The sequence below is a fragment of the Paraburkholderia sp. GAS334 genome (assembly GCF_050436625.1).
Taxonomy (GTDB): Bacteria; Pseudomonadota; Gammaproteobacteria; order Burkholderiales; family Burkholderiaceae; genus Paraburkholderia.
The window spans coordinates 65,201-89,135 of record NZ_JBNDMO010000006.1 but is presented as its reverse complement, the minus strand read 5'-3'; the positions used below and the strand labels follow the sequence as shown (position 1 = coordinate 89,135).

At 62.9% G+C, this 23,935-nt stretch carries 26 protein-coding genes and 1 pseudogene; 16 read left to right on the top strand and 11 right to left on the bottom strand.

The features are described 5' to 3' along the window. Positions 1-65: 65 nt before the first annotated feature. The 5 genes from P3T21_RS13275 to P3T21_RS13255 form a co-directional block, all read right to left on the bottom strand. Positions 66-845: a peptidylprolyl isomerase gene (locus P3T21_RS13275; protein WP_429256398.1), complete on the bottom strand. Its 780-nt coding sequence runs from the start codon at positions 843-845 to the stop codon at positions 66-68. A gap of 10 nt (positions 846-855) precedes the next feature. Continuing rightward, complete coding sequence (locus tag P3T21_RS13270) at positions 856-1,170, bottom strand: BolA family protein (RefSeq protein ID WP_429256397.1); 315 nt, start codon at positions 1,168-1,170, stop codon at positions 856-858. 3 nt (positions 1,171-1,173) lie between these two features. After that, the gene (locus P3T21_RS13265) at positions 1,174-1,704 is read right to left on the bottom strand and encodes a septation protein A (RefSeq protein ID WP_429256396.1); all 531 of its coding nucleotides are present in this window, start codon (positions 1,702-1,704) and stop codon (positions 1,174-1,176) included. A gap of 194 nt (positions 1,705-1,898) precedes the next feature. After that, complete coding sequence (gene msrB / locus P3T21_RS13260; RefSeq protein WP_429256395.1) at positions 1,899-2,327, bottom strand: peptide-methionine (R)-S-oxide reductase MsrB; 429 nt, start codon at positions 2,325-2,327, stop codon at positions 1,899-1,901. An 88-nt stretch (positions 2,328-2,415) separates the two neighbouring features. Further along, positions 2,416-3,972 (bottom strand): protein adenylyltransferase SelO, encoded by a 1,557-nt coding sequence (locus tag P3T21_RS13255; protein ID WP_429256394.1) that lies wholly within the window; start codon positions 3,970-3,972, stop codon positions 2,416-2,418. Between the two features lie 128 nt (positions 3,973-4,100). Here P3T21_RS13255 and P3T21_RS13250 point away from each other — a divergent pair, with 128 nt between their 5' ends. The 4 genes from P3T21_RS13250 (at position 4,101) to P3T21_RS13235 (ending at position 9,960) form a co-directional block, all read left to right on the top strand. Then, positions 4,101-5,780 (top strand): 3-(methylthio)propionyl-CoA ligase, encoded by a 1,680-nt coding sequence (locus tag P3T21_RS13250; protein ID WP_429256393.1) that lies wholly within the window; start codon positions 4,101-4,103, stop codon positions 5,778-5,780. Between the two features lie 187 nt (positions 5,781-5,967). Next, a complete protein-coding gene (locus tag P3T21_RS13245) occupies positions 5,968-8,052 on the top strand; it encodes a 3-hydroxyacyl-CoA dehydrogenase NAD-binding domain-containing protein (protein ID WP_429256392.1) in 2,085 nt (694 codons plus the stop codon). Positions 8,053-8,087: 35 nt separating this feature from the next. Further along, positions 8,088-8,714 carry a bifunctional nicotinamidase/pyrazinamidase gene (gene pncA / locus P3T21_RS13240; RefSeq protein ID WP_429256391.1) on the top strand — a complete coding sequence of 209 codons (627 nt, stop codon included), beginning with the start codon at positions 8,088-8,090 and terminating at the stop codon, positions 8,712-8,714. 67 nt (positions 8,715-8,781) lie between these two features. Beyond that, complete coding sequence (locus P3T21_RS13235) at positions 8,782-9,960, top strand: acetyl-CoA C-acyltransferase (protein WP_429256390.1); 1,179 nt, start codon at positions 8,782-8,784, stop codon at positions 9,958-9,960. Between the two features lie 69 nt (positions 9,961-10,029). Here P3T21_RS13235 and P3T21_RS13230 read toward each other — a convergent pair whose 3' ends face one another. Beyond that, positions 10,030-10,533, bottom strand: coding sequence for an LEA type 2 family protein (locus P3T21_RS13230; RefSeq protein WP_429256389.1), 504 nt, complete (start codon positions 10,531-10,533; stop codon positions 10,030-10,032). 175 nt (positions 10,534-10,708) lie between these two features. Between P3T21_RS13230 and P3T21_RS13225 the strand changes: the two genes are divergently transcribed. The 5 genes from P3T21_RS13225 to P3T21_RS13205 all read left to right on the top strand — a co-directional run bounded on the left by P3T21_RS13225 (position 10,709) and on the right by P3T21_RS13205 (position 13,929). Next, the gene (locus tag P3T21_RS13225) at positions 10,709-10,870 is read left to right on the top strand and encodes a hypothetical protein (RefSeq protein WP_429256388.1); all 162 of its coding nucleotides are present in this window, start codon (positions 10,709-10,711) and stop codon (positions 10,868-10,870) included. Between the two features lie 347 nt (positions 10,871-11,217). Further along, a complete protein-coding gene (locus P3T21_RS13220) occupies positions 11,218-11,598 on the top strand; it encodes a DUF2946 domain-containing protein (protein WP_429256387.1) in 381 nt (126 codons plus the stop codon). Between the two features lie 110 nt (positions 11,599-11,708). Continuing rightward, positions 11,709-12,641, top strand: a complete 933-nt coding sequence (locus P3T21_RS13215) for a hypothetical protein (RefSeq protein ID WP_429256386.1) — start codon at positions 11,709-11,711, stop codon at positions 12,639-12,641. 2 nt (positions 12,642-12,643) lie between these two features. After that, positions 12,644-13,018, top strand: coding sequence for a copper resistance CopC family protein (locus P3T21_RS13210; protein ID WP_429256385.1), 375 nt, complete (start codon positions 12,644-12,646; stop codon positions 13,016-13,018). Continuing rightward, on the top strand, positions 13,018-13,929 hold the full coding sequence (locus P3T21_RS13205; RefSeq protein ID WP_429256384.1) for a copper resistance D family protein: 912 nt from the start codon (positions 13,018-13,020) through the stop codon (positions 13,927-13,929). Before P3T21_RS13210 ends, P3T21_RS13205 begins: the two co-directional genes overlap by 1 nt. 106 nt (positions 13,930-14,035) lie before the next feature. Here P3T21_RS13205 and P3T21_RS13200 read toward each other — a convergent pair whose 3' ends face one another. The 3 genes and pseudogenes from P3T21_RS13200 to P3T21_RS13190 form a co-directional block, all read right to left on the bottom strand. Further along, the gene (locus P3T21_RS13200; RefSeq protein WP_429256383.1) at positions 14,036-14,926 is read right to left on the bottom strand and encodes an HvfC/BufC family peptide modification chaperone; all 891 of its coding nucleotides are present in this window, start codon (positions 14,924-14,926) and stop codon (positions 14,036-14,038) included. A gap of 9 nt (positions 14,927-14,935) precedes the next feature. Continuing rightward, a complete protein-coding gene (locus P3T21_RS13195) occupies positions 14,936-15,526 on the bottom strand; it encodes a DUF692 domain-containing protein (RefSeq protein WP_429256630.1) in 591 nt (196 codons plus the stop codon). Positions 15,527-15,681: 155 nt separating this feature from the next. Next, a pseudogene (locus P3T21_RS13190) lies at positions 15,682-15,943 on the bottom strand (BufA1 family periplasmic bufferin-type metallophore). A 340-nt stretch (positions 15,944-16,283) separates the two neighbouring features. Here P3T21_RS13190 and P3T21_RS13185 point away from each other — a divergent pair. From P3T21_RS13185 to P3T21_RS13155, 7 genes are all read left to right on the top strand, one after another. Further along, positions 16,284-16,463 (top strand): hypothetical protein, encoded by a 180-nt coding sequence (locus tag P3T21_RS13185; RefSeq protein WP_429256382.1) that lies wholly within the window; start codon positions 16,284-16,286, stop codon positions 16,461-16,463. A 366-nt stretch (positions 16,464-16,829) separates the two neighbouring features. Then, positions 16,830-17,855 carry a glycosyltransferase family 2 protein gene (locus P3T21_RS13180; RefSeq protein WP_429256381.1) on the top strand — a complete coding sequence of 342 codons (1,026 nt, stop codon included), beginning with the start codon at positions 16,830-16,832 and terminating at the stop codon, positions 17,853-17,855. A gap of 106 nt (positions 17,856-17,961) precedes the next feature. After that, complete coding sequence (locus P3T21_RS13175; RefSeq protein ID WP_429256380.1) at positions 17,962-18,264, top strand: Dabb family protein; 303 nt, start codon at positions 17,962-17,964, stop codon at positions 18,262-18,264. 9 nt (positions 18,265-18,273) lie between these two features. After that, positions 18,274-18,774 (top strand): PaaI family thioesterase, encoded by a 501-nt coding sequence (locus tag P3T21_RS13170; protein WP_429256379.1) that lies wholly within the window; start codon positions 18,274-18,276, stop codon positions 18,772-18,774. A gap of 62 nt (positions 18,775-18,836) precedes the next feature. After that, entirely contained in the window at positions 18,837-19,835 is a 999-nt protein-coding gene (locus P3T21_RS13165; RefSeq protein ID WP_429256378.1) for an NADP-dependent oxidoreductase, read from the top strand. 105 nt (positions 19,836-19,940) lie between these two features. Then, a complete protein-coding gene (locus P3T21_RS13160) occupies positions 19,941-20,810 on the top strand; it encodes an SDR family oxidoreductase (protein ID WP_429256377.1) in 870 nt (289 codons plus the stop codon). Between the two features lie 92 nt (positions 20,811-20,902). Next, the gene (locus P3T21_RS13155) at positions 20,903-21,889 is read left to right on the top strand and encodes an alpha/beta hydrolase fold domain-containing protein (protein ID WP_429256376.1); all 987 of its coding nucleotides are present in this window, start codon (positions 20,903-20,905) and stop codon (positions 21,887-21,889) included. A 34-nt stretch (positions 21,890-21,923) separates the two neighbouring features. On the opposite strand, the gene P3T21_RS13150 is transcribed toward P3T21_RS13155, so the two are convergent. After that, the gene (locus P3T21_RS13150; RefSeq protein WP_429256375.1) at positions 21,924-22,760 is read right to left on the bottom strand and encodes an NRDE family protein; all 837 of its coding nucleotides are present in this window, start codon (positions 22,758-22,760) and stop codon (positions 21,924-21,926) included. 57 nt (positions 22,761-22,817) lie between these two features. Continuing rightward, positions 22,818-23,894, bottom strand: a complete 1,077-nt coding sequence (locus P3T21_RS13145; protein WP_429256374.1) for a YgfZ/GcvT domain-containing protein — start codon at positions 23,892-23,894, stop codon at positions 22,818-22,820. Positions 23,895-23,935 lie beyond the last annotated feature (41 nt).

Sequence of the window (23,935 nt, the reverse complement as noted above, 5' to 3'; positions counted from 1 at the left end):
CCCGGACCCAGAAACGACAATGCCGCCCTCGGGCGGCATTGTCGTTTCTAAAGCAGCAAAAACGCTTACTGGATCTTCGCGTTCTTGCGCAGGCCTTCTTCGAACGCCTGCAGCTTTTCCTGCTGCATCTGCTGGACGATCTGCGGCTTCACCTGTTCGAGCGGCGGCGGCGTGATTGCGCGCGTGTCGTCGAGACGGATGATGTGCCAGCCGAATTGCGTATGCACCGGCGTGTCGGTCATCTGGCCTTTCTGCAGCTTCGTGGCTGCATCGGCGAATTCCGGCACGTAGGCCTTCGGATCCGACCAGTCGAGGTCGCCACCGTTCTTGCCCGATCCCGGGTCCTTCGAGTACTGCTTCGCGAGGTCTTCAAAGCTGGCGCCGGCCTTGATCTTCACGATCAGGTCTTTCGCCTGCTGTTCGTCTTCGACGAGGATGTGGTGCAGGTGATATTCCTTGCCGCCCGCGCCCTTGACCAGCTCGTCGTAACGGGCTTTCACTTCGGCGTCGGTCGGTGCGTTGTTCTTTACGAAGTCTTCGATCAGCGCGCGCAGCACAACCGTCTGTTGCGCGACGGCGACCTGCGCCTTCACGTCAGGACGCGTCGGGATGCCGCGGCGCGCTGCTTCCTGCGTCAGAATTTCGCGATTGACCAGTTCTTCGCGCACGGCCATCTGAAGCTGCGGCGTGTTCTGCTGCCCTTGATGGACGAGCTGGTCGATCAGCGCATCGGCGCGTGCTTTCGGGATCGGTGTGCCGTTCACGACGGCGATGTTCTGTGCAAACGCAGGCGCGGCCGCAAACGCAGCCAGCAATACCCAGGAACGGGTTTTCTTCAAGGTCATCGGAAGTTTCCTAACGGGACAACAAATCGAATTCTTCGGGCGTATAAGCCGTGATTGCGAGTGCGTGGATGCCGCGCTGCATGCCATCGGCCAGCGCATCATACACCATGCGATGCCTTGCCACGCGGGCCTTGCCGGCGAATGCGGCCGCTACGATCGTGACACTGAAATGACCGCCGGCAGCCGCGCCGGCGTGACCCGCGTGCTGCGCGCTGTCGTCGCGTACGTCGATCGAGACGATGGGCGCGAGCGCCGCTGCGAGGCGCGTTTCGATCAGCGCGGCGCGCTCGGCCGTGGTGGCATTGAGGAAGGCTTCAGTGGTCATCGATCATTCCTCTTTCATGTACCTGGCGAGCCAGAGGCTCTGGCCGACGATGAACACCACAAGCAAACCCGTCGCGCCAAACAGCTTGAAATTGACCCACGCGTCGGTGGAGAAGTTGTACGCGACGAACAGGTTGACGATGCCGAGCAGCACGAAAAACACTGCCCACACGTAGTTGAGCTGCGCCCACACGCGATGCGGCAGCGTGATCTGCTTGCCCATCATCGCTTCGATCAGGTTCTTGCTGAACGCCAGCTGCGAGACGATCAGCGCAACCGAGAACGCCCAGTAGAGCACCGTCGGCTTCCACTTGATGAAGGTGTCGTTGTGCAGCACGAGCGTCGCGCCGCCGAACACGGTGACGACGCCGAGACTGACCCACAGCATGGGATCGACCTTGCGATGCCGGAATGCCACGAAGGCGATCTGCACGAGCGTGGCGACGATGGCGACAGCGGTCGCCGTGAAAATGCCCCAGATCTTGAACGCGACGAAAAACAGGATGATCGGGAACAGGTCGAACAGGAATTTCATTATCGGGTCGGGAATCCGGAGAGTGATGCGCTCAATGGGGGCCGGCACAGGGTGGGCGGGGCAGAGCGTGCTGCTGATCCGCGCCCGCCGCAGTGGCCAGCGGCCGGCACGACATGCCCGGCACGCAGCCCGGACGCGGCGCCGAAGCGCCGGTGGTCAGAAGCCCTCCGGAACCCGGCCGCGCCCAGCCTGCCTTACTTGGGCTCGAATTGTAGCGCAGCCGAATTGATGCAGTACCGAAGGCCCGTCGGCGCTGGGCCATCTTCGAACACGTGACCCAGATGCGCGCCGCAGTTCTTGCACTGCACGTCGATGCGCAGCATGCCGTGCGAGTGATCGGTTTTCTCCGCGATCACCTCGCCGTTGATCGGTTTGAAGTAGCTCGGCCAGCCGCAGCCGGCGTCGAACTTCGTATCCGATTCGAAGAGCGGCGTGCCACAGCAGACGCAGTCGTAGACACCCCGGTCGAAGTGATCCCAGTATTCGCCGGTAAACGGTCGCTCGGTGGCCGCCTGACGCGTCACCATGTACTGGGTTTCCGAAAGCTGTTGACGCCATGTTGCGTCGTCTTTCTGTATAGCGGGTGTAGCGGACGTGTCGGTCTTGAGGTCGTCTGGATTCATGGTCGGGTCCTGTCGATAGGAGGGGCCGGATCGCTCGCGCGCAAGGAGCAGGCGCAGGTGGTTCAGCATGACAAAGCGGTTGTGAAGCTCACGACGAGCAGCTGACTTCGAGTGAACTCGCCCAGTCGGGCGGCAGCGCCGCGTACGCTTCGTTTTCGGGTTGCTCGTCGAACGGACGGCGTAGCACGGCCGCCAGTCGCTCGACTTCGGAGAAGTCCTTTTCCTTCGCCTTGCGGATCGCGGTTTCCGCCAGGTGATTGCGAAGTACGAATTTGGGGTTGACGCGGTTCATTGCAATGGCGCGCGACGCGTCATCGCGTGTTTCTTCGGACAGACGTGCGCGATAGTCGTTCGCCCACGCGTCGAACGCGGCGCGGTCGAGAAACAGATCGCGCACGGGCGCATCGCTCTTGGCGTCGAGCGTCGAAATCCGCGACAGATTGCGGAACGTCAGCGTGAAGTCCGCGCGGTTAGCGTGCATGATTTCGAACAGACGGTTCGCCAGCTGATCGTCGCCGGGGCGTTCGGTTTCGAGCCCGAGCTTGTCGCGCATGCGGCGTTCGAGCGCCGGCGCGAAGCGTTCCTTGAAGCCTTCGAGCACGCCTTGCGCGTCCTTCACCGCGCGCTCGCCGCGCACGCTGTCTTCGTAGCGCTCGCCGAGCAGTGGCAGCAGCCCCTGCGCAAGGCAGAAGAGGTTCCAGTACGCGATCTGCGGCTGCATCCGGTAGGCGTAGCGGCCCTGGTTGTCGGAGTGATTGCAGATGTAGTTCGCGTCGAACGCATCCATGAAGCCGAACGGGCCGTAATCGATCGTGAGACCGAGGATCGACATGTTGTCCGTGTTCATCACGCCATGGCAGAAGCCGACGGCCTGCCATTCCACCATCAGGTCGGCGGTGGTGCGGACCGCTTCGTCGAGCAGCGCCAGATACGGATCGTCGGCTTCCTTCATGGCGGGATAGAAGCGCTCGATCACATGATCGGCCAGCGAACGCAGCGCTTCGACGCGATCGTTCGAATAGAAATGCTCGAAGTGCCCAAAGCGCACGAAGCTCGGCGCAACGCGTGTCACAACCGCAGCCGTTTCCACTTCCTCGCGTCGCACGGGTTGATCGGAGCCGATCACGCACAGGGCGCGCGTCGTCGGAATGCCGAGGTGGTGCATCGCTTCCGAGCACAGATACTCGCGGATCGACGAGCGCAGCACGGCGCGTCCATCGCCCATGCGCGAATACGGCGTGCGGCCGCCGCCTTTCAGTTGCAGCTCGAGGCGCGTGCCGTCGTGTTCGACTTCACCGAGACCCAGCGCGCGTCCATCGCCCAGCTGGCCGGCCCACACACCGAACTGATGGCCCGAATAGACCGTCGCATAGGGCAGCGCCTGCGCGGGCCAGTCGCGGGTTGTATTACCGGAAAAGTATTCGGCGAAGGTCGGATCCTCCGCGATGGATGGATCGAAGCCGAGGAGTGCAGCGGTTTCAGCGGAAAACCCGACCACATAGGGCGCGGGCAACGGTGCAGCCGGCAGGCGGGTCAGGAACGTGGTGCCGAGCTGCGCAAACGAGCCTGCGCGCTGGCTGCCGATTGTGCCGGCCAAAGCCGACATTGGCTCCGACAGACCGGCATTGCTTGGGGAAAACGACATATTGAGCGCCTCACATTTAACCGATATTGTAAGTCCGCACCCGCGGGGCTGCAGGGCGGCCGCCATCTGCCGCACGAGACGCACCCGACCTGCACCTTTTTCAGGACCATGGCGAGGAGACAACACGAATGACAACGCCGCTGCTGGGACAGATGATGGATGTGCCGCTCACCGTGTCCTCGCTGATCGCGCATGCCGCGCGGCACTTCGGTAGAACGGAAATCGTGTCGCGGCGTATCGAAGGCGACGTACATCGCTACACGTATCGCGACTGCGAGAAGCGCGCGAAGCAACTGGCGCAGGCGTTGATCGCACTTGGCGTGCAGCCGGGCGAGCGCATTGGCACGCTCGCGTGGAACGGCTACCGGCATCTTGAAGCGTATTACGGCGTCGCCGGCTTCGGCGCCGTGTGCCACACGATCAATCCGCGGCTGTTCCCGGATCAGATCGCCTGGATCATTAACGATGCGCAGGACCAGTATGTCCTGTTCGATACGACGTTCGCGCCGCTCGTCGACATCCTCGCGCCGCAGTGTCCGAATGTGCGCGGCTGGATCGCGCTCGCCGACGAAGCGCATCTGCCGCGGATGCAGAACGCGCTGCCTGTTCCGCTCCTGAGCTATGAGACGCTGATCGAAGCGCACGACGGTGCATTTGAATGGCCGCGTATCGAGGAAAGCCAGGCTTCGTACCTGTGCTACACGTCCGGCACGACCGGCAATCCGAAAGGCGCGCTGTACTCGCACCGCTCGACGGTGCTGCATGCATTCGGCGCTTCGCTGCCGGACGCGATGTGTCTCTCCGCGCGCGATTCCGTGCTGCCCGTCGTGCCGATGTTCCATGTGAACGCGTGGGGCATTCCGCACGCCGCGCCGCTGACCGGCGCGAAAATCGTGTTCCCCGGCAAGGATCTCGACGGCAAGTCGCTGTTCGAATTGATGGAGGCGGAGGGCGTCACGTATTCGGCGGGTGTGCCGACGGTCTGGCTTGGTCTCCTCAACTATCTGAAAGAAGCGCAGGTGCGTTTTTCGACGCTGCAACGTACGGTGATCGGCGGCTCCGCGTGTCCGCCCGCCATGCTGCGCGCCTTCGAGGACGACTACGGCATCGAGGTGATCCACGCATGGGGCATGACCGAGATGTCGCCGCTCGGCACGCTCGCGAAGCTGACGTGGGAGCAGTCGCAGCGTTCGCCCGAAGAGCGGCGCAAGTTGCGCGAGAAGCAGGGGCACGTGATGTATGGCGTCGACATGAAGATCGTCGGCGAGGACGGCCGCGACCTGCCATGGGATGGCGTCGCATTCGGCGACCTGCATGTGCGCGGACCATGGGTGATCCAGCGTTATTTCCAGAACAACGAATCGCCGCTGATCGACGGCTGGTTTCCGACCGGCGACGTCGCGACAATCGATCCCGATGGCTTCCTGCACATCACCGACCGCAGCAAGGACGTGATCAAGTCCGGCGGCGAATGGATCAGTTCGATCGATCTGGAGAACGTCGCGGTCGCGCATCCGGCTGTCGCGGAAGCTGCGTGTATTGCCTGTTCGCATCCGAAGTGGACCGAGCGGCCGCTGCTGGTCGTCGTGAAGCGTCCGGGTGCGGACGTGACGCGCGAGGAACTGCTCGCGTTCTACGAAGGCAAGGTCGCGAAGTGGTGGATCCCGGATGACGTCGCGTTCGTCGACGAACTGCCGCATACCGCGACCGGCAAGCTGCAGAAGCTCAAGCTGCGTGAACGGTTCCGCATGCACATCCTGCCTTCGGCGGTCGACGTGCCGGACTGTCCCTTTCAGGAGCCTTCCTGACCTTTGATGCACGCCGCGCAGGATGCGCATGACACGGCCATGCCTACGGGCAAACCCCGTGTCACAATAAATTGAACGAGCGTGCTTTTTTGTGTATTCTGCTCCTGATCCTGGAAAGTTTAGGCAATGAGTCGGACAATGAACCGACGGGCTATTTTCGCGCAGCCAGGCGCATGGAGGCAGGCACATGGCAGTGGACTACACAACACGTGACGGCGTCGCCGTCATCACGCTCAACAATCCCCCCGTCAACGGGCTCGGTCTCTCGACGCGGGCCGGTATCGTCGAAGGCATCGAGCGCGCGCAGAACGACGCGTCGGTGACGGCGATCGTGCTGACGGGTGCCGGCAAGGCGTTCTCCGGCGGCGCGGACATCACCGAATTCAACACGCCCAAAGCCACGCAGGAACCGACGCTGGCTACGGTGATCAACGTCGTCGAAGGCAGCGCGAAGCCGGTTGTGGCGGCGATTCACAGCGTCGCGATGGGCGGCGGTCTGGAGCTCGCGCTCGGCACGCATTACCGGCTCGCCGCACCGGGCGCGCAGATCGCGCTGCCCGAAGTGAAGCTCGGCATCCTGCCGGGCGCAGGTGGCACACAGCGTTTGCCGCGTGCAATCGGTCTCGAGGCGGCGCTCAACATGATCGTGTCGGGCGTGCCCGTCATGTCGGAAAAGCTTGCGGGCTCGGGGCTTTTCGATGAAGTGGTCGAAGGCGATCTGCTCGAAGCCGCCGTTGCGTTTGCACGCAAGGTCGGCGCGAAGGGCGGGCCGCATCCGCGTGTGCGCGATCGCAGGATCGAGCATCCGAATGCGGAAGGGTTCATCCAGTTCGCGCGCAATGGTGTTGCGGGCGTCGCGAAGAATTTCCCGGCACCGCACAAGTGCATCGATGCTGTCGAAGCCGGTGTGAAGAATGGTTTCGACAAGGGCCTCGCGTTCGAGCGCGAATGCTTTGTGTCGCTGGTGCAGACGCCGGAAAGCCGCGCGCTGCGTCATGCGTTCTTTGGTGAACGTGCCGCCAGCAAGATTCCCGATGTGCCTTCCGACACTGTAGCCCGCGACATCGGACAGGTTGCCGTGATCGGCGCTGGCACGATGGGCGGCGGCATTGCGATGAACTTCGTCAACGCGGGTGTGCCCGTCACGCTGCTGGAAACGAAGCAGGAAGCGCTCGACCGTGGCGTCGCGACGATCCGCAAGAATTACGAAGGCACCGTCAAGAAAGGCAAGCTGACGCCGGAAGCGCTCGAACAGCGCATGGCGCTGATCACGCCGACGCTGTCGTACGAAGACCTCGGCAACGCCGACCTGATCATCGAAGCCGTGTTCGAAGAACTCGGCGTGAAAGAGCAGGTGTTCAAGCGTCTCGACGAAGTCGCAAAAAAAGGCGCGATTCTCGCATCGAACACGTCGACGCTCGATCTGGACAAGATCGCCGCGTTCACGAAGCGTCCGCAGGACGTGGTCGGCATGCACTTCTTCAGCCCGGCCAATGTGATGAAGCTGCTCGAAGTGGTGCGCGGTAAGGACACGTCGAAAGATGTGCTCGCGACCGTCATGAAGATCGCGAAAAAGATCAAAAAGACGGCCGTCGTCTCGGGCGTGTGCGACGGCTTCATCGGCAACCGGATGATCGAGCAGTACATCCGTCAGGCGCTCTTCATGCTCGAAGAAGGCGCGCTGCCCGCGCAGGTCGATCGCGCGATCGAGAAGTTCGGCTTCGCGATGGGCCCGTTCCGCATGAGCGATCTGGCCGGCAACGACATCGGCTGGGCGATCCGCAAGCGTCGCTATCACGAATATCCTGACATGCACTATTCGAGGATCGCTGACCGTTTGTGCGAGACGGGGCGCTTCGGACAGAAGACAGGCGGCGGCTGGTACGACTACAAGGCGGGCGACCGCACCGCGCATCCTTCGAAGTTCGTCGAAGAGATGATCGTCGCGTTCTCAAAGGACGCGGGCGTGGAACGCCGCAAGATCAGCGACGAGGAAATCGTCGAGCGTCTGGTGTTCGCGCTCTCGAACGAAGGCGCGAAGATTCTCGAAGAGGGCATTGCGTCGAAGGCGTCGGACATCGACATGGTGTATCTGACGGGCTACGGCTTTCCGCTGTGGCGCGGCGGCCCGATGCTGTATGCGGACACCGTCGGCCTCTATAACGTCGAGCGTGCGATTCGCCGCTATGCGTCGCGGCCGAACGGCGACGCCTGGCAGATCGCGCCGGGCATCGTCGACCTCGCCGCCAAAGGGCGGGGTTTCAACGGCTGATCACGCGGATAACGCGACGTGAAGCGGAGAACGGGATGAAAGGCGCGGATGAAGTGCTGCTCGTCGTCGACGTGCAGAACGATTTCATGCCCGGCGGCGCACTCGCCGTCGCGCGTGGAGACGAGGTCGTGCCGGTGGTGAACCGGCTCGCCCGCGCGTTCAGTCACGTTGTGCTAACGCAGGACTGGCATCCCGCTTCACATATCTCGTTCGCCGCGAATCACGCGGGCCGCGCACCGTTCGAGATGATGACGCTGCCGTACGGCGAGCAGGTGCTGTGGCCGGTGCATTGCGTGCAGAACACGCCGGGCGCCGAACTGCATCACGATCTCGATGTGCCGCATGCGCGGCTTGTGATCCGCAAAGGTCATCACGTCGACGTCGACAGCTATTCGGCTTTTCTCGAAGCCGATCGCACGACGCCGACCGGCCTCGCGGGTTATCTGCGCGATACGGGCGTGAAGCGCATCTGGTGCTGCGGCCTCGCGACGGATTACTGCGTCGCGTGGTCCGCACTCGATGCGCGTGCCGCCGGATTCGACGTTGCGGTGATCGAAGACGCATCCCGCGCAATCGATCTCAATGGTTCGCTCGACGCCGCCTGGCGCGATCTGCAAAACGCGGGCGTGGCCCGCGTGCAGGCCGCCGCGGTGCTGGCCTGACGCTGGCGCTGAAAGATGCCGGCCGGCGAAGCGAACCTCAAACAAACACTGGAAGCAGGAGACTTGCATGACTGACGCCGTAATCGTATCGACCGCCCGCACGGGTCTTGCCAAATCGTGGCGCGGCGGTTTCAACATGACCCACGGCGCGACGCTGGGCGGTCACGCCACGCAGGCCGCCGTCGAGCGCGCAAGGATCGACCCGGCGCGCGTCGAGGACGTGATCATGGGCTGTGCGAACCCCGAAGGCGCGACCGGCGGCAACATCGCTCGCCAGATTGCATTGCGGGCGGGGCTGCCCGTCAGCGTGCCGGGCATGACGGTGAACCGCTTCTGCTCGTCGGGCTTGCAGACCATTGCACTCGCTGCGCAACGCGTGATCGCGGGCGAAGGCGATGTGTTCGTCGCGGGTGGCGTGGAATCGATCTCGTGCGTGCAGAACGAGATGAACCGTCACATGCTGGCCGAAGGCTGGCTCAGCAAAAACAAGCCGGAAATCTACTGGTCGATGCTGCAGACCGCCGAGAACGTTGCGAAGCGCTATTCGATTTCGAAGGAGCGTCAGGACGAATACGGCGTGCAGTCGCAGCAGCGCGCCGCAGCGGCGCTCGAAGCGGGCCGCTTCAAGGATGAGATCGTGCCGATGACGGTGCTCGCGGGTGTCGCCGACAAGGCCACTGGCCGCATGTACACGAAGGAAGTCACGGTTTCCGCTGACGAAGGCATCCGGGCCGACACGACACTCGAAGGCGTATCGAAGATTCGCACGGCGATGCCCGGCGGCGTGATTACGGCCGGCAACGCGAGCCAGTTTTCCGATGGCGCTTCGGCGTGTGTCGTGATGAACGCGACGGTCGCGGAGCGCGAAGGGCTGCAACCGCTCGGTATTTTCCGCGGCTTTGCCGTGGCCGGATGTGAACCGGACGAAATGGGCATCGGTCCTGTGTTCGCCGTGCCGAAGCTGCTGAAGCAGGCGGGCCTGAAGGTCGAGGACATCGATCTGTGGGAACTGAACGAAGCGTTCGCGGTGCAGGTGCTGTACTGCCACGACAAGCTGGGTATCCCGATGGATCGCCTGAACGTGAACGGCGGCGCGATTGCGGTCGGCCATCCGTACGGGGTGTCGGGTGCACGTTTGACTGGCCATGCGCTGATCGAAGGCAAACGGCGCGGCGCAAAGTTTGTCGTCGTGACAATGTGTATCGGCGGCGGGCAGGGCGCAGCAGGGCTGTTCGAAGTGGTTTAATACCGCAACGCGTTGACGGCGGCGCGCCCTCGCGCCGCCGTCTGCTTCTGCTGTTATTTCTGCTATTGGCTACTGTGCGAAGGTGCCGAAGCCAGGAAGCGGAAGCACGCCGTGGTCGGTGAAGCGGATGCCGCCGAACACGCCACCCGCCAGCCGGCCGTGCAGCTCGTAGGGCAGATCGCCCGTCCACGTGCCGTTTGCAAATGCAATCGCCTGGCGCGCGGCCGAAAACCCGGGAATCGTCACCGGCACGCTCACGAGCGTTTCGCCAAATCGTGGCACGGCGCCGCTCTGGTCGCTCACGCCGCTGGCGAATGGCTGGCCGTTCACTTCAAGATCGAGCGAAACACCGTCGAAATTAGCCGCGTAGTCGTTCGGGTTCTGCAGCCGGAGCTTGACGTTGAAGCGCAACTCCAGGCCCTGACTCTCGATCGGCTCGATCCCTGCCACGCTCACACGGATATCTTCGTGGCCGGGCAGACTCGAGCAGCCCGACAGCACTGAAAGCACCGACACACACAGCGCCGCGACCAGAAACAGACGGGCGGAATTTAGCGCGCGAAATGATGGCACGGGAGGTACCTCCAGTGATGGCCGGATCGGCTAGACGATTGTACCGGGCCGCACGGATATCCGGTGTGCGTTGTGCCCTGGTTCCGTCGCGCAACGGCGGACTTCTTCGGCCGGTCCCGATCTCGGCGATCCGTCACCGCGCGGCACGATCGCGCGCCGTGCGCTCGAAAGCGGCATGACGATGACCGCCGACGAAATCATCATCATGCACGGCTGCATCGAATCGATGAACCTCGCACTGCGCGCGGTGACAAAACCCGGTGACAGGGGTCGTCTCAAGATTCGGAAATTTGTGCACGTTAAGCGTTCGCGAACTGTGCTGTTCGAATGGCGGTGATCGACCCTCGCAGTTGACCGTCGCATGCTAGCGAAGCCGACTGACAAAACCCGGTGACAGGGGTCGTCTCAAGATTCGGAAATTTGTGCACGTTAAGCGTTCGCGAACTGTGCTGTTCGAATGGCGGTGATCGACCCTCGCAGTTGACTGTCGCATGCTAGCGAAGCCGACCTTCATGGACTTCGCTGAACGGCCCGGAAGCTGCCATTCACATGAACGTGCGCCCCAGCGAGAAGGCATACCCTGTTCCACCTACACCTTCGTAGGGCGTCTACCCATCGGAATCGTCGAAGACTCATGACATAATTCGCCGCAAGCTCGAGCCCGTCCGCAACTCCGTCACCGCGATGCTTAGCCTTTTCCACCGCAAGATCGGCAGCATCCTGGGATTGCTTGCAATCCTGATGGCGATGCTCGCGCCAACGGTCTCGCATACCCTCGCGGCAGACCAACGTTTTGAGGCGGTCGCGGGTGCTTTCTGCTCCGCGCAGAGCGGTTCCGATATTGCGGGACACGACGAATCGCCATCGACCGGGAAAGCGGGCCATTGGCAGGCGTGCGCGTATTGCGGGCTCCTTGCCCACATGCCGGTGTTACCGAGCGGGACCTTGGCGTTTGCGCCGACGGATTGGGCAACTCAGCCGACGGCGATTCTCCCGTTTCGGACGATTCACCGCGTTTTCCCCTTCACCGCAGCGCAGCCGCGTGCGCCTCCATTTTCATCCTGATTGAGTCAGCAAGGCGGCGATGCATGTGCCATTGCATCGCCGCGCCGTCGCGTCTTCTGACAGACCCGCGACCACACAAACGCGACCATTCACAAAGGATGAACCAAACCATGCGCACCATTCCAGTTCGCGGCGGTATGCCGACGCTCGTGGCTTTAGTTGTTCCGGCTGCCGTAGCCGTCACTATTCTCTTTCCCTCACTTGCAACTGCGCACGCCATTGCTGGCAACCGTGTTTTCCCGGCGACGATGGCGGTCGACGACCCAGGCGTCGGCGATGAAGTCAATCTGGAATTCGGCCACGTCAAATCCGACACGGGCGACGGAGACACGCAAAACACCAATACCACGACCCTCGAATGGGACAAGCTGATCACGCCGAGTTTCGCCCTTATGGGGACGGGGACTTACGTGAACGTGAACGCGCCAAATGGCGGCTCCGCCCGCGGTTTCGACAACTTCACGGTCGGTGCCAAATACCGGTTCTACGTGAACGAAGCCCATGAGTTCATGGCGTCGGCCGGTGTGATCGCCGAACTGGGTGACACCGGTTCGAAGGCGATCGCCAATCCGCACTCGGCGATCTCGCCAACGCTTTATGTCGGCAAGGGATTCGGCGATCTGCCAGAGGGCCTGAAATATTTGAGACCGTTGGCGATCACCGGCATCATCGGCCCGCGGTTGACGATGAACAGCTCCGATCCCGATTCCCTGAACTGGGGCGTTACAGTGCAATACAGCCTGCCTTATCTGCAGAATTTCGTGCAGGACGTGGGGCTCAAGGCGCCGTTCAGTAACCTGATTCCGGTCGTCGAATTCCCGATGAGTACCTGTACCGGCGGCCCCTGTTCGGGCCATACGACGGGGAGCATCAATCCCGGCGTGATCTGGCTCAATCGCTGGGGCCAGCTCGGCGCCGAGGCGGTGATTCCGGTCAATCATGCAAGCGGCAAGGGGGTGGGCGTCCTGGTGCAGGCGCATCTTTACCTGGATGACGTGCTACCCAACTCCGTTGGTAAGCCGCTTTTCGGCAAAGGAGACTAGAAATGAGTGTGTTCAATGGTCTTCAACGAGGCTGCGGCGCAGCGGCGATCGCGACCGGCATCCTGATCCCGTCCGCGGCATTCGCGCATGTGTTCCCGCAAACGCAATCGCCATCGGCGGGCGCCGAAGTGCCCCCGCCGGAGAACGTGACGATCGTGTTTGATGGTCCGCTCGAACCTGCATTCAGCTCGCTGACCGTCAGCAATTCGACGGGTAAGCAGGTGAATGCCGTGAAAGCGCAAGTTGATCCGAACGACAGGAAGTCGATCCATGTCGCGTTGCCCTCGTTGCCACCTGACAAGTACACCGTGCATTGGGTCGCCGTCGCCTCTGACGGGCACCGCACGCAGGGCGACTATTCGTTCAGGGTGAAGTAGTGGATCGCGCGACGCTATCCGGTTCGATCATCGTGGCCGCCGTCGCCAACGTACTGTTCGCGTGCGCGGCAGGCTCCTGTCTGGCGGCGTTGCTGCTGGACAACGCGTCGCCGCGCATGTGGCACCGGTTGCAACGGATCGTCGTTGTCTGCGTCGCCACGTTGATCGTTGCCGATACCGTCAATTTGCTATTTGAGGCCGCACTGATGAGCGGGCCAGTGCCGGGTGCCGCTTTTTCGATGTTAATCCCAGTACTGACCCTATCGCATTTCGGCGCAGCGTGGTCTGCTGGACTTGTCGCCCTGATCGTGTGGACGCTCTTTTCGGTGGCGCCGCGAGGGTTCGGGCGGCCAGTTCGCACGACCGTCGCGCTGTTCGCCGCAGCCGTCTTCGCCTTTAGCAAAGCGGCGTCGAGTCACGCGGCAGACGCCGGCGACTTTTCGCTGCCGGAGTGGATTCACTGGGCGCATATCTGCTCGACCGCTGCGTGGGCCGGGCTTGTGATCGCAGGCGGACTTTTCGTGCTGCCGCGGCTGCGGGCCGAAGCGAGCGGAGAGGACCTCGCGCACTTCGTCAGGCGCCTGTCTGTTGCCGCAACCCTCGCCTTGCTGGTGGTCCTCGTCACCGGAGTTGACAACGCCAATCGCGGACTGGGTGGCTCTCTCGTGCCGCTCACACATAGCGACTGGGGGCTCATTCTCGACGCTAAACTCGGGTTTGTCAGTGCAGCGATCGTGTTGGGTGGGATCAACCGGCTGGTTTATTTACCACGCATACGGCGGGGTGCATCGCACGGTGCTATGGCCTCGTTCCTGACGATTTTAAGAGCCGAGGCGGTTGTCATGATCGGCGTCCTATCTGCTGCCGCTGTGCTCGCCCACGCTGTACCGGGGGCCCACCTTGGCGCCTGATCGTGAGCTGACGATTTGTAGAGCGTCATCATGCCCTCGTGCAGTTTGCTCGCGAGCGAAGAACAAGCAACCGTCAGGCCCAACCATTGAGCCTTGTCGGTCGCTTCTACAGAGTTGGCAGCAGGACACGAGGTTCTCCCGTACTTATGACTGGACTGGCAATCGCCGCAGCTGAGATCCACTTTTGCCATTGCGAGGTGAAATCGAACTCGGGATCGAGCGCAAATGCCGCGTCGAGCGCTTCGTTGAGTGACTTGCCAAGCTGCATCGCAATGAAAGTCGCATGGGCGGCGGCAGACTGAACCAGTATCGTAGGTTGCCACAGTGGACGCACAACGAGCATCCACGTAGGGACGTCCAGGCGCTCCGGAAAGACTCTGCCTGGCTGATGAGCAAACCAGATGTCGGCGACCGCATAGCGGGAGGCGATCGCCGTGCATGCCGGATGCACGACAAACCGCGCGTCGAGCAGGCGCTCATGACCGATATCGAGCCATTGTTGTGGTGTGAATGATGTGACGTCGGCGGCGAAGTGGGCGACGTGCAGCGACCATTCAAGCTGCGCTACATCAGCGAAATACCGGAAGCGCGGGTTCTGCTCGTAACGATCGATGAAGGTCGGCAATGCTTCGCCGAAGCGATTGAGGTCGCCGCTGTGCGACGGATGCGCACAAGCGTACGCATGCGACAGCCCCTCGAAATAGTCGCCGCCGACGAGCGCCAGCAACACGGGGTAGGCATTCGCAAGCGCCGCGCGCCAGTGGGCGCGTACGTTGCCACGGTAGAGCCCGATGCGCCGGCGTAAGTGGTCGCCGAAATCGGAACCGGCAGCGATATGGGGCTGCGTCCCCGGCCACACACCCGCATTGACCTGTGCTGACCCCAATCCGGCTGTCGGCGGCACAGGCTTTACACGTTCGAGCAGTGGCCGTTCGTGTTCCGCGTCGAGGAGCGCGCTGGCGAAGGTTTGCTGGAGCAATTCAAGCTGCCTGGGCATTATTCGTTTTCACCGGGGTGTCACCTGTTGTTCGGTGACAGGGCGCACCGATGCCTGCAGATCGCGTGCGAGCTGTGCTTCGTCGAGCAGCACGCTTAATGGTGGCATAGCAGTGTCCCATTCGATCATCGTCGGCACCTCGCCAAAGCGGCGCAGCGCGTATTCATAGAGCGTCCAGACGGCAGGCGCGACGCGTGAGCCATGATCATCGATGACAGCGACGTCGGTCACGCGGTGACCTGCCAGATGGATCTCGCCGACCATGCCGGGCGGCAATTCGTCCATCGCGGCAATCGCGTCTTCGCCGTGATTGCACTGGTTCACATACAGATTGTTGACATCGAGCAGCACGCCACATCCCGTGCGGCGCACCAGTTCTGCAAGGAACGCCGTCTCACCGTAGTCGTCGTCGAGGAACCGGACATATGTCGAAACGTTTTCAAGCAGGATCGGCCGGCCGATCACCTCCTGCACTTCGCTGACTCGTGCGCTGAGCTGATCCAGTGCGGCATCGGTCAGCGGCATCGGCAGCAGGTCGTTCAGATGACCGGCCGATGTCGCTCCCCAGCATAAATGCTCGGAGACGACTGCGGGCTTGATCCGCTCGACTCGACCGCCGGCACCATGGTGAGAAAGTCAGAGTAATACGCGTGACGCAATCCAATGCCGACTCCAGATAGCGCGCGGGAGGCAGGCGTCGTGGTGCTCATCGGTGCCATGACTTGAATTCGTAATGCATTGGGACGTGGCGAGTGTCAGCGTTCGACGGTGCCCCCCATCTTTTTGCAGGTTCCCTTCGGCACGTTCTTGAAATCGCCCTTATCGTTGTCGACTTTCGACTTTCGACTCGCCTGCGCAGCTGTGTACGCCGGTCTTGCTCGCGCAGTCGTTCTGGCCGGCCTTGGCGATACCGAAGCACCGCACATTGTCTTCTGCATGAGCGGCGTTGATGCCCGTCGTGACAACGCCAGCGAGCGCAACGGCAATCAGGGCTCGCCGGCTGAGATTCGATTTCATCTCGCGTCTCCAGGGTTAGGGCGGCATGGGGTTGCCGCAAGTTTCGTGGAGCCCCGCGCGCGGGTTGCTCAGGTATCCCTTCGCCGCAAGCGCTGAGCGGTTACAGCGTGGCTTGAGTCATTCTGCAGTCGTCTGGCCGAGCTCGCTGCAACTTTTTTTGCAAGAGCATTCGAGCGCATCGCTGATCGAAAGGTTTGCGCGTGGGACCTGATCCTCGATCTGAGCCGATCTGTTCCCCGGTCGACCGAAGCAAACCAGGCGGTAGACTGCCTCCGCATGCTTGCCGCGACTCCCCATATGGATCAAGATCAAGTCGACTCATCAGGAACAAGCTATCCCCATGACAGACAACCCCGATCCCGACAAACTGAAAGGCCCCGGAGGCTTGACGTTTCGCCAGATCCACGATCAGGTGCAGAAGAGCGTCGAGCGCGACCGGGAAGCGCAGGCTACGCGCACGCCGCGGAGCCGGTGGCAGCGCTGGGTGCGCTACGTGTGGGGCCGCAGCGGACGTCGCTAGCAGGCTTGAAGGACCGAGATGGCGGTTGCCAGACGACTTCTGGGGAGGTGAGCCGCATCGCCACCGCCCCCAGTTTTCCGCCGGGCAATCCGAAATTTGAATGCCTGTAGGTCAGCAACGTGTCAGAAAGCTCGGCAGGCTGGCCGCGCTCGCATAGATGCGTGGTTCGACGAACTTACCGACCGCAAATCAACCGGAAATTCCTGCGCGCACCGCTAGACCTTCCGCCTGCATGTCCGCAACCTCTGAATTTTTTTTTAATTTCTACAGAATTACGTTTTCGGCAGGGCTGCTAGGCTGGCGGCCATCAAAGTGGAGAAATTGCACGCTCGCTTTTCCATTCGACCCTTACGAAATGGACCTGCCATGAAAATTTCGATCGCGATGGCCGCCTACAAGGGTGAACGCTTTCTGCGCGAGCAGCTGGACAGTATCGCTCGCCAGACCCTGCTTCCTTACGAACTCGTGATTACCGATGACAGTCCGGACAGCGGCACCGCCGATATCGCGTTCGAATTTGCGCGCGGTGTGCCGTTTCCGGTGCGTGTCGTGCGCAACGAACAGCGGCTTGGCTTTCACGAGAATTTTTTCAAGGCGATCTCGCTGTGTGAAGGCGATTTCGTCGCGTTCTGCGATCAGGACGACATCTGGGTCGACAACAAGCTCGAACGCGTTGCCGAGGAGTTCGTGGACCCGGACGTAATGCTCGTGGTGCACGGCGTGAAAGTCGTCGACGGTGACCTGAACGTGCGCGACGACAACACGGCCAGCCACTGGTCGTACCGCGGCATCTACGATCCGCTGACGACGAACCCATGGTACGTGCTGTTCGGCATGTCGACGGTCGTTCGTCACTCGATCTACGACTACATCGACTGGCGCGACCGGCCGGAACATCCGATCGATCCGGGCTTTGCGATGTCGCACGATACATGGGCGTGGTTCGTGGCGACCTCGCTCGGCAAGATATCGGCGATCGACGACCCGCTCGTACTCTACCGCCAGCACGGCGCCAACAGTTGCGGCGTGGCGCCCGATCGCGATGTCAGCGAAAAAGTCGAAATGACGAAGGCAGCGGGCGCAACGCATTACCGAAGAATGGCGACCGCCGCGTTCGGTCGCGCTGACAAGATGCTTCAGGTGTCGCGCACCGCGCCGTTGCCGGTGCGCAAGCGTGCGGCCGCCGCGGTGGACTACTATCGCGCGCTCGGCGAACGGCTGCGACGTCGCGCCGATCTGTACTGCGCGGCAACATCGACGGTCAGCCGCGCGGGAACGGTCGCGCGGCTGCTCGTATCAGGCGCGTACCGGCCGTTGAATCACGGTGGCCTCGGACGTCGCGCATTGCTGAAAGACGTGCACGCCACGGTGTTCCGGGTCAGCATCGAATGAGTTCGTGCTTCACGGCGCCTCTCACGGTTTGATCGCGCGAGATTGGGACCAGGACAGCCCGTTAATTTGATAGGCTTGATGGTTTCAACTCAGGCAAGGTGAAACCGTGATCCGTCATATCGTGATGTGGAAACTGAAGGAATCGGCCGAGGGCGCCAGCCGCGAGGAAAACGCGGTCAAACTCAAGCAGAAACTCGAAGGCTGCCGCGACATCGTGCCGGGCATCCTGCATCTGGAAGTCGGCATCGCGAAGCCGGGTCTCGAATCGACGTATGACGTCGTGCTCATTTCCGATTTCGCCGACAAGGCCGCACTCGATGCCTATCAGGTTCATCCGACGCACGAAGCACTCAAGGGCTTCGTCGGCGCGGTGCGTGAAGCGCGTCAATGCGTCGATTTCGAACTGTGACGCGCCGCGATGACTGACGCGCACAAACCCGCCGGCAGCAAAGCGCACGCGCAATCCATGCCGATGGTCGAAAGCCCGTTCATCGACCATCTCGGCGCGAAGCTGATCTCGGCCGTGGATGGCGTCAGCGAGGTCGTGTTGCCGCTTCAACCGCAGTTGCTGAACACCTGGGACGTCGCGCACGGCGGCGTCACGATGACGCTTGCCGACGTCGCGCTGGCGATGGCCGCGCGCAGTGTCGCGGGTGATGGCGTTGGCGTCGTCACCGTCGAGATGAAGGTCAACTTCATGCAGCCGGGCCGCGGCGAATTGCGCGCCACCGGCCGCGTGCTGCACCGCTCCACGACGATGGCGTACTGCGAAGGCGAGATCCGCGATACCGAAGGTCACTTCGTCGCGAAAGCACTCGGCACGTTCAAGTACATGCGCCGTCTCGCGGTCGGTCGCGACGTGAAGCAGCAACGCCTGCGCAGCGATCCATCGGCGACGCCCGGCCCAAGCGACGGCTGACCAGGGCGCATCATCAAGCACAGGCGCGGTCAAACCCACATAACCATACCGGAGACAATCTCATGACCCAAGTCAATCGTCAGATCCTGCTCGCCTCGCGTCCACAAGGCGCCGCGAGCGCGGACAATTTCAGGCTCGTCGAAACGCCGCTGAAGCCGCTCGCGGATGGCGAAGTCCGCGTGCGCAATCACTATCTGTCGCTCGATCCGTACATGCGCGGGCGCATGAACGAGAGCAAGTCGTACGCACAACCACAGCCGCTCGACGAAGTGATGATCGGCGGCACGGTGGGCGAAGTGGTGGAGTCGAAGAATCCGAAGTTTTCGGTGGGCGACAAGGTAGTCGGCATGTTCGGCTGGCAGGAGTTCGGCACGTCGGACGGCAAGGGTATCCAGAAGGTCGACACCACACATGTGCCGCTCTCCGCGTATCTCGGCCCGGTCGGGATGCCGGGCGTGACAGCCTGGTATGGCCTCAACAGGATCATTGCGCCGAAGGCCGGCGAGACGGTGGTCGTGAGCGCGGCGAGCGGGGCGGTCGGCAGTGTGGTCGGGCAACTGGCGAAGCTCGCGGGTTGCCGCGCGGTCGGCATTGCGGGCGGCGAGGAGAAGTGTCGCTATGTGGTCGAGGCGCTGGGATTCGATGCGTGCGTCGATTACAAGGCCGGCAACCTGTACAAGGATCTGAAAGCGGTCACGCCTGAGGGCGTCGACGGTTACTTCGAGAACGTCGGCGGCGAAGTGCTCGACGCGACGCTCGCGCGCATGAATGCGTTCGGGCGCATCGCGCTGTGCGGCATGATCGCCGGCTACGACGCACAGCCGTTGCCGCTCAAACAGCCGGCGCTGCTGCTTACGCAGCGCCTGCTCGTGCAGGGCTTTATCGTCAGCGAGCATATGGAAGTGTGGCCGGAAGCGCTCACACAACTCGGCACGCTCGTCGCGCAGAAAAAGCTGCAGTACCGCGAGAGCGTTGCACAGGGACTCGAGAGCGCGCCGGAAGCGTTTCTCGGCATGCTGAAGGGAAAGAACTTCGGCAAGCAGATCGTCAAGCTGATCTGACGGTGTGTCAGGGGCGGGCGGATCGTCGGATCTCCGGATCGCGGGGCGGTCCGCCAGAACGTCCACCACAACGCACACCCGCACGATAAAAAGAAAGGAGACACGATGTTCCAGTTCGACGGCAAGGTCGCCGTGATCACGGGCGCGGCGAGCGGGTTCGGCCGCGCGTTTGCGGAGAAGGGCGCGGCACTCGGCATGAAGCTCGTGCTTGCCGATGTCGATGAAAACGCGCTGACGCAAACGGTCGATGCACTGCGCGCCAGCGGCGCCGACGCGATCGGCGTACGCACCGATGTATCCGATCCCGCGCAGGTCGAAGCACTTGCGCTTGCGGCACTCGATGCGTTCGGCAAGGTCCACCTGCTGTTCAACAATGCGGGCGTCGGCGCCGGCGGCTTTCTGTGGGAGAGCAGCGCGAACGACTGGGCGTGGGTCTTCAACGTCAATGTGATGGGCGTGGCGCACGGCGTGCGCGTCTTCACGCCGATCATGCTGCGCCAGGACGAGCCGGCGCATATCGTCAACACGGCTTCGGTGGCGGGGCTGCTGTCGCCGCCTTCGATGGGCGTGTACAACGCGTCGAAGCACGCGGTTGTGTCGCTCACGGAGACGCTGTATCACGACCTCAAGCTCGTGGGCGGGCAGGTTGGATGCTCGCTGCTGTGTCCGGCGTTCGTGCCGACCGGCATCGCCGACGCGGAGCGTGCGCGTCCTGACACGCTGCGCAACGACGCCGCGCCGACGCGTTCGCAACTCGCCGCGGGCAAGCAGTTGCATCGCGCGGTGCAGTCGGGCAAACGCACGGCGGCCGATGTCGCCGATATGACGTTCGACGCGATCAAAGCCGGCCGCTTCTACGTCCTGACGCATCCGGGGATTCTCGACACCGTGCGGTTGCGTCACGAAGATATCGAGCAGCAGCGCAATCCGACCGATCCTCTGTCGCTGAAGCCGGAAGTGAAGACCGCGGATTGACCATCGAGGCGACAGGCGTTGAGTGGCGGCTTCGTGGCATCATACGGCGCTCATTCCCTGCGAGCGGCGCGTGCGCGTCGCATTGAAGTCCGATGCCGCTGAATCCCAAGATCGAGCAGATGCTCGAGATGGTCGCGAAGGCGAAGCGCCCCGCGTATCACGACCTCACGCCGCAACAGGCGCGCGCGTCCTATGAAAAGAGCGCGCCGATTCTCGAGATCGCGAGCGCGCCGATGTACGGCGTCGAAGAGGTCGCCGTCCCGGTGCGCGACGGCGCGTCGATTCGCGCGCGACTTTACTATCCGGTCGAGCCAGGATGGGCCGAACCCGCGCCGGCGCTGGTTTATTTTCATGGCGGCGGCTTTACGGTCGGCAGCGTCGATACACACGACGCGCTGTGCCGGATGTTCGCGCGCGATGGGCAATGCGTCGTGCTATCCGTCGACTACCGGCTCGCACCGGAGCATAAATTCCCGACCGCCGTGAACGACGCTTTCGATGCGCTCATGTGGCTGCACGCCAATGCGGCTGTATATGGCATCGATCCGGATCGCCTCGCCGTCGGTGGCGATAGCGCGGGCGGCACACTTGCGACGGTCTGTGCGGTACTGGCGCGCGATGCAGGTATCCGGCTCGCGCTGCAACTGCTGATCTATCCTGGCACGACCGGCCATCAGCAGACCGCTTCGCATGCGCGGCTTGCGGATGGTTTTCTGCTGTCGGGCGAGACGATCCAGTGGTTCTTCGAACAATACATTCGCGATGCAGCCGATCGTCATGACTGGCGTTTTGCGCCGCTCGATGGACATGCGGGAGATGAGCGTCCTGACGGCTCGCGTAGCGCGCCGGATTTTCACGGCGTGGCGCCAGCGTGGATCGCGACGGCTGAATACGATCCGCTCAGCGATGAGGGCGCGGCCTATGCGGACAAACTACGCGCGGCAGGTAACGTGGTCACGCTGAAATGCTACGCGGGCATGATCCACGAGTTCTTCAAGATGGGCGGGTTTGTGCCTGATGTGGCAGAGGCGCATGCCGATGCCGCTTCGGCGTTACGGCATGCGTTCGGAGTGGACTGATCCAGCGTCAGACGTCAGCGCGAACGGAGGCGCGTCAGGTTGCGATGTCGAACGCTGCGATGTCGAACGTATAGGCGCGCTCGAAATCTCCCGGTCGCGTGACGCGATGCGAGCCGTTGTCGTCGCTGCGCTCGGTGATACTGACCTTCAACGCCTTCTCTTCCACGACCACCCGCAGTGCTGTCGTCCCACGTGTGCCGTACTCAGGCGTGTCGATAAACGCCGCTGAAAGCGCACGTTCACGTTCGAGGGGAATGCCTGTCGAAGGCAGTTCGTCGTCGCGGGCGAGACGCGGGTCGCGCATCATCCCGATCAACTGCGTGAGCGTCGGCGCCGCTTCGTTCTGCACTAACGCGGCCAGCTCAGCGCGCTTCTTCACGAGCTTCGGCCAGCGCGTATCGAGCACCGCGTTCGAAATGCCGTGCGTGCCGGCTTCGAGCAACACGGGTGCAGCGTCCGAACGGTTGCAATACCAGCCGAGTTCGCGTCGCGAGAAGTCGCCGATCAGCAGGTTGAAGCCGTTATAGATATCGCCGGTTCGCGCGACCTGCTGCAGATAATCGAGCGGTGCCAGATTCTCATCGCGTTCGCCTGAAAGCCAGCCGCTGACCAGGGTGCCGCGCGTCGGCGCATCGGGCCGCATCTCATGCGGCGCGCGATAGTTGGTGAGCGCGGCGAACCGCCCGTCGCGCGTGACGCCGAGCCACGTGCCGCCGCCAACCAGATCGCGTCCCGCCAGCAGGCCGGGCGCGTCGGCCCACCAGTGCATCGGATCGGCGGTACGGCGAAGGAACTCGTCGCGATTCGCGGCGAGCGTGAACAGCGCGCCCGTCGACGCGTCCGGCCGCCAGTCGAAGACGATCAGGCACATGAGCGCGTCGCCTTCAGCCCCGTCAGGCGGGACGAACGGAGGTGGGCGGCCAACGCGTCAGATCTCGGTCGGCAGCGAATAGGGCAACGGCAGGAAGGTAAGTGCCGGGCCGTCGGCGGCGCCGAGATGCGCCGAGCCGCCTTCGAGCGCCGCGAGCTTGATCTCGACCAGCACATCGACGCCGCCTTCCGGCGCCGAGGCGGCGTTCACGACCATCCCGCACGGCTGGCCCGGATCGTCCGAATGGAACAGTTCGACGCCCGGCGCGACCGTCGCCAGCTCACCGGCCACGTTCGCGAGCGACGTACGACGCTTGATCGTGCCGCGATACTGGCTGCGCGCAACGACTTCCTGGCCCGGATAGCAGCCCTTGCGGAAATTGACGCCGCCGAGCACATCGAAATTGACCATCTGCGGCACGAACTGTTCGACGACCGGCTGCGTGATCCGCGGCTCGCCGGCGCGGATGTCGAGCCAGTCCCACACAGCCGGCGACACGCGCGCGAGCTTGCCTTCGAGCGCGGGCAGGCGCGCCTCGACTTCAGCCTTCGGGCCGACCCACAGATAGCGCAGCCGTCCGGCGGCGTCGGGCACGTGGATCAGCGATCCCAGTGGCCCGTCGATTTTCACGTGAACGCCATCCGGAATCGCGTCGAACACGTGCGACAGCGCCGGGCGTACATCGCCGGCAAAGCCGATCACGGCGAGTTCCGCGGTGGCGTCGACAAGTTTCGCCTTCGCGCGCAGCACGAACATCGAGAGCCGCTTCTGCACGGCCGGCTGGATATCGCGCGAAATCAGCAGGCGCACGGCTTCGCCGCAGCGCCACGTCAGGAACGATGCGAGCAGGCGGCCCTTCGGCGAGCAATAGCCGGACAGGCGCGCGTTAGCGGCGTCGAGATGTTGCGTATCGTTGGTGAGCTGGCTGTGCAGGAACGTGGCAGCGTCGTCGCCGGTGGCGTCGATCACGCCGAACTGCGTGAGCGGCATGAACGCGCCGCGCGTGAGCACGGCATCGAAATCGGCCGCGTCAGGACGCGGAAACGAAACAGGCGCAGGGGAAGCGGCAGGCGCAACGGAAGCGGCGGAAGCCGTTACAGGCGTACCTGGCGCGGGGGCGAGCGGTGCATTCATGGATTCGCGGTCGAAGTCAATTCTGACTTTAGCTTAGGTAG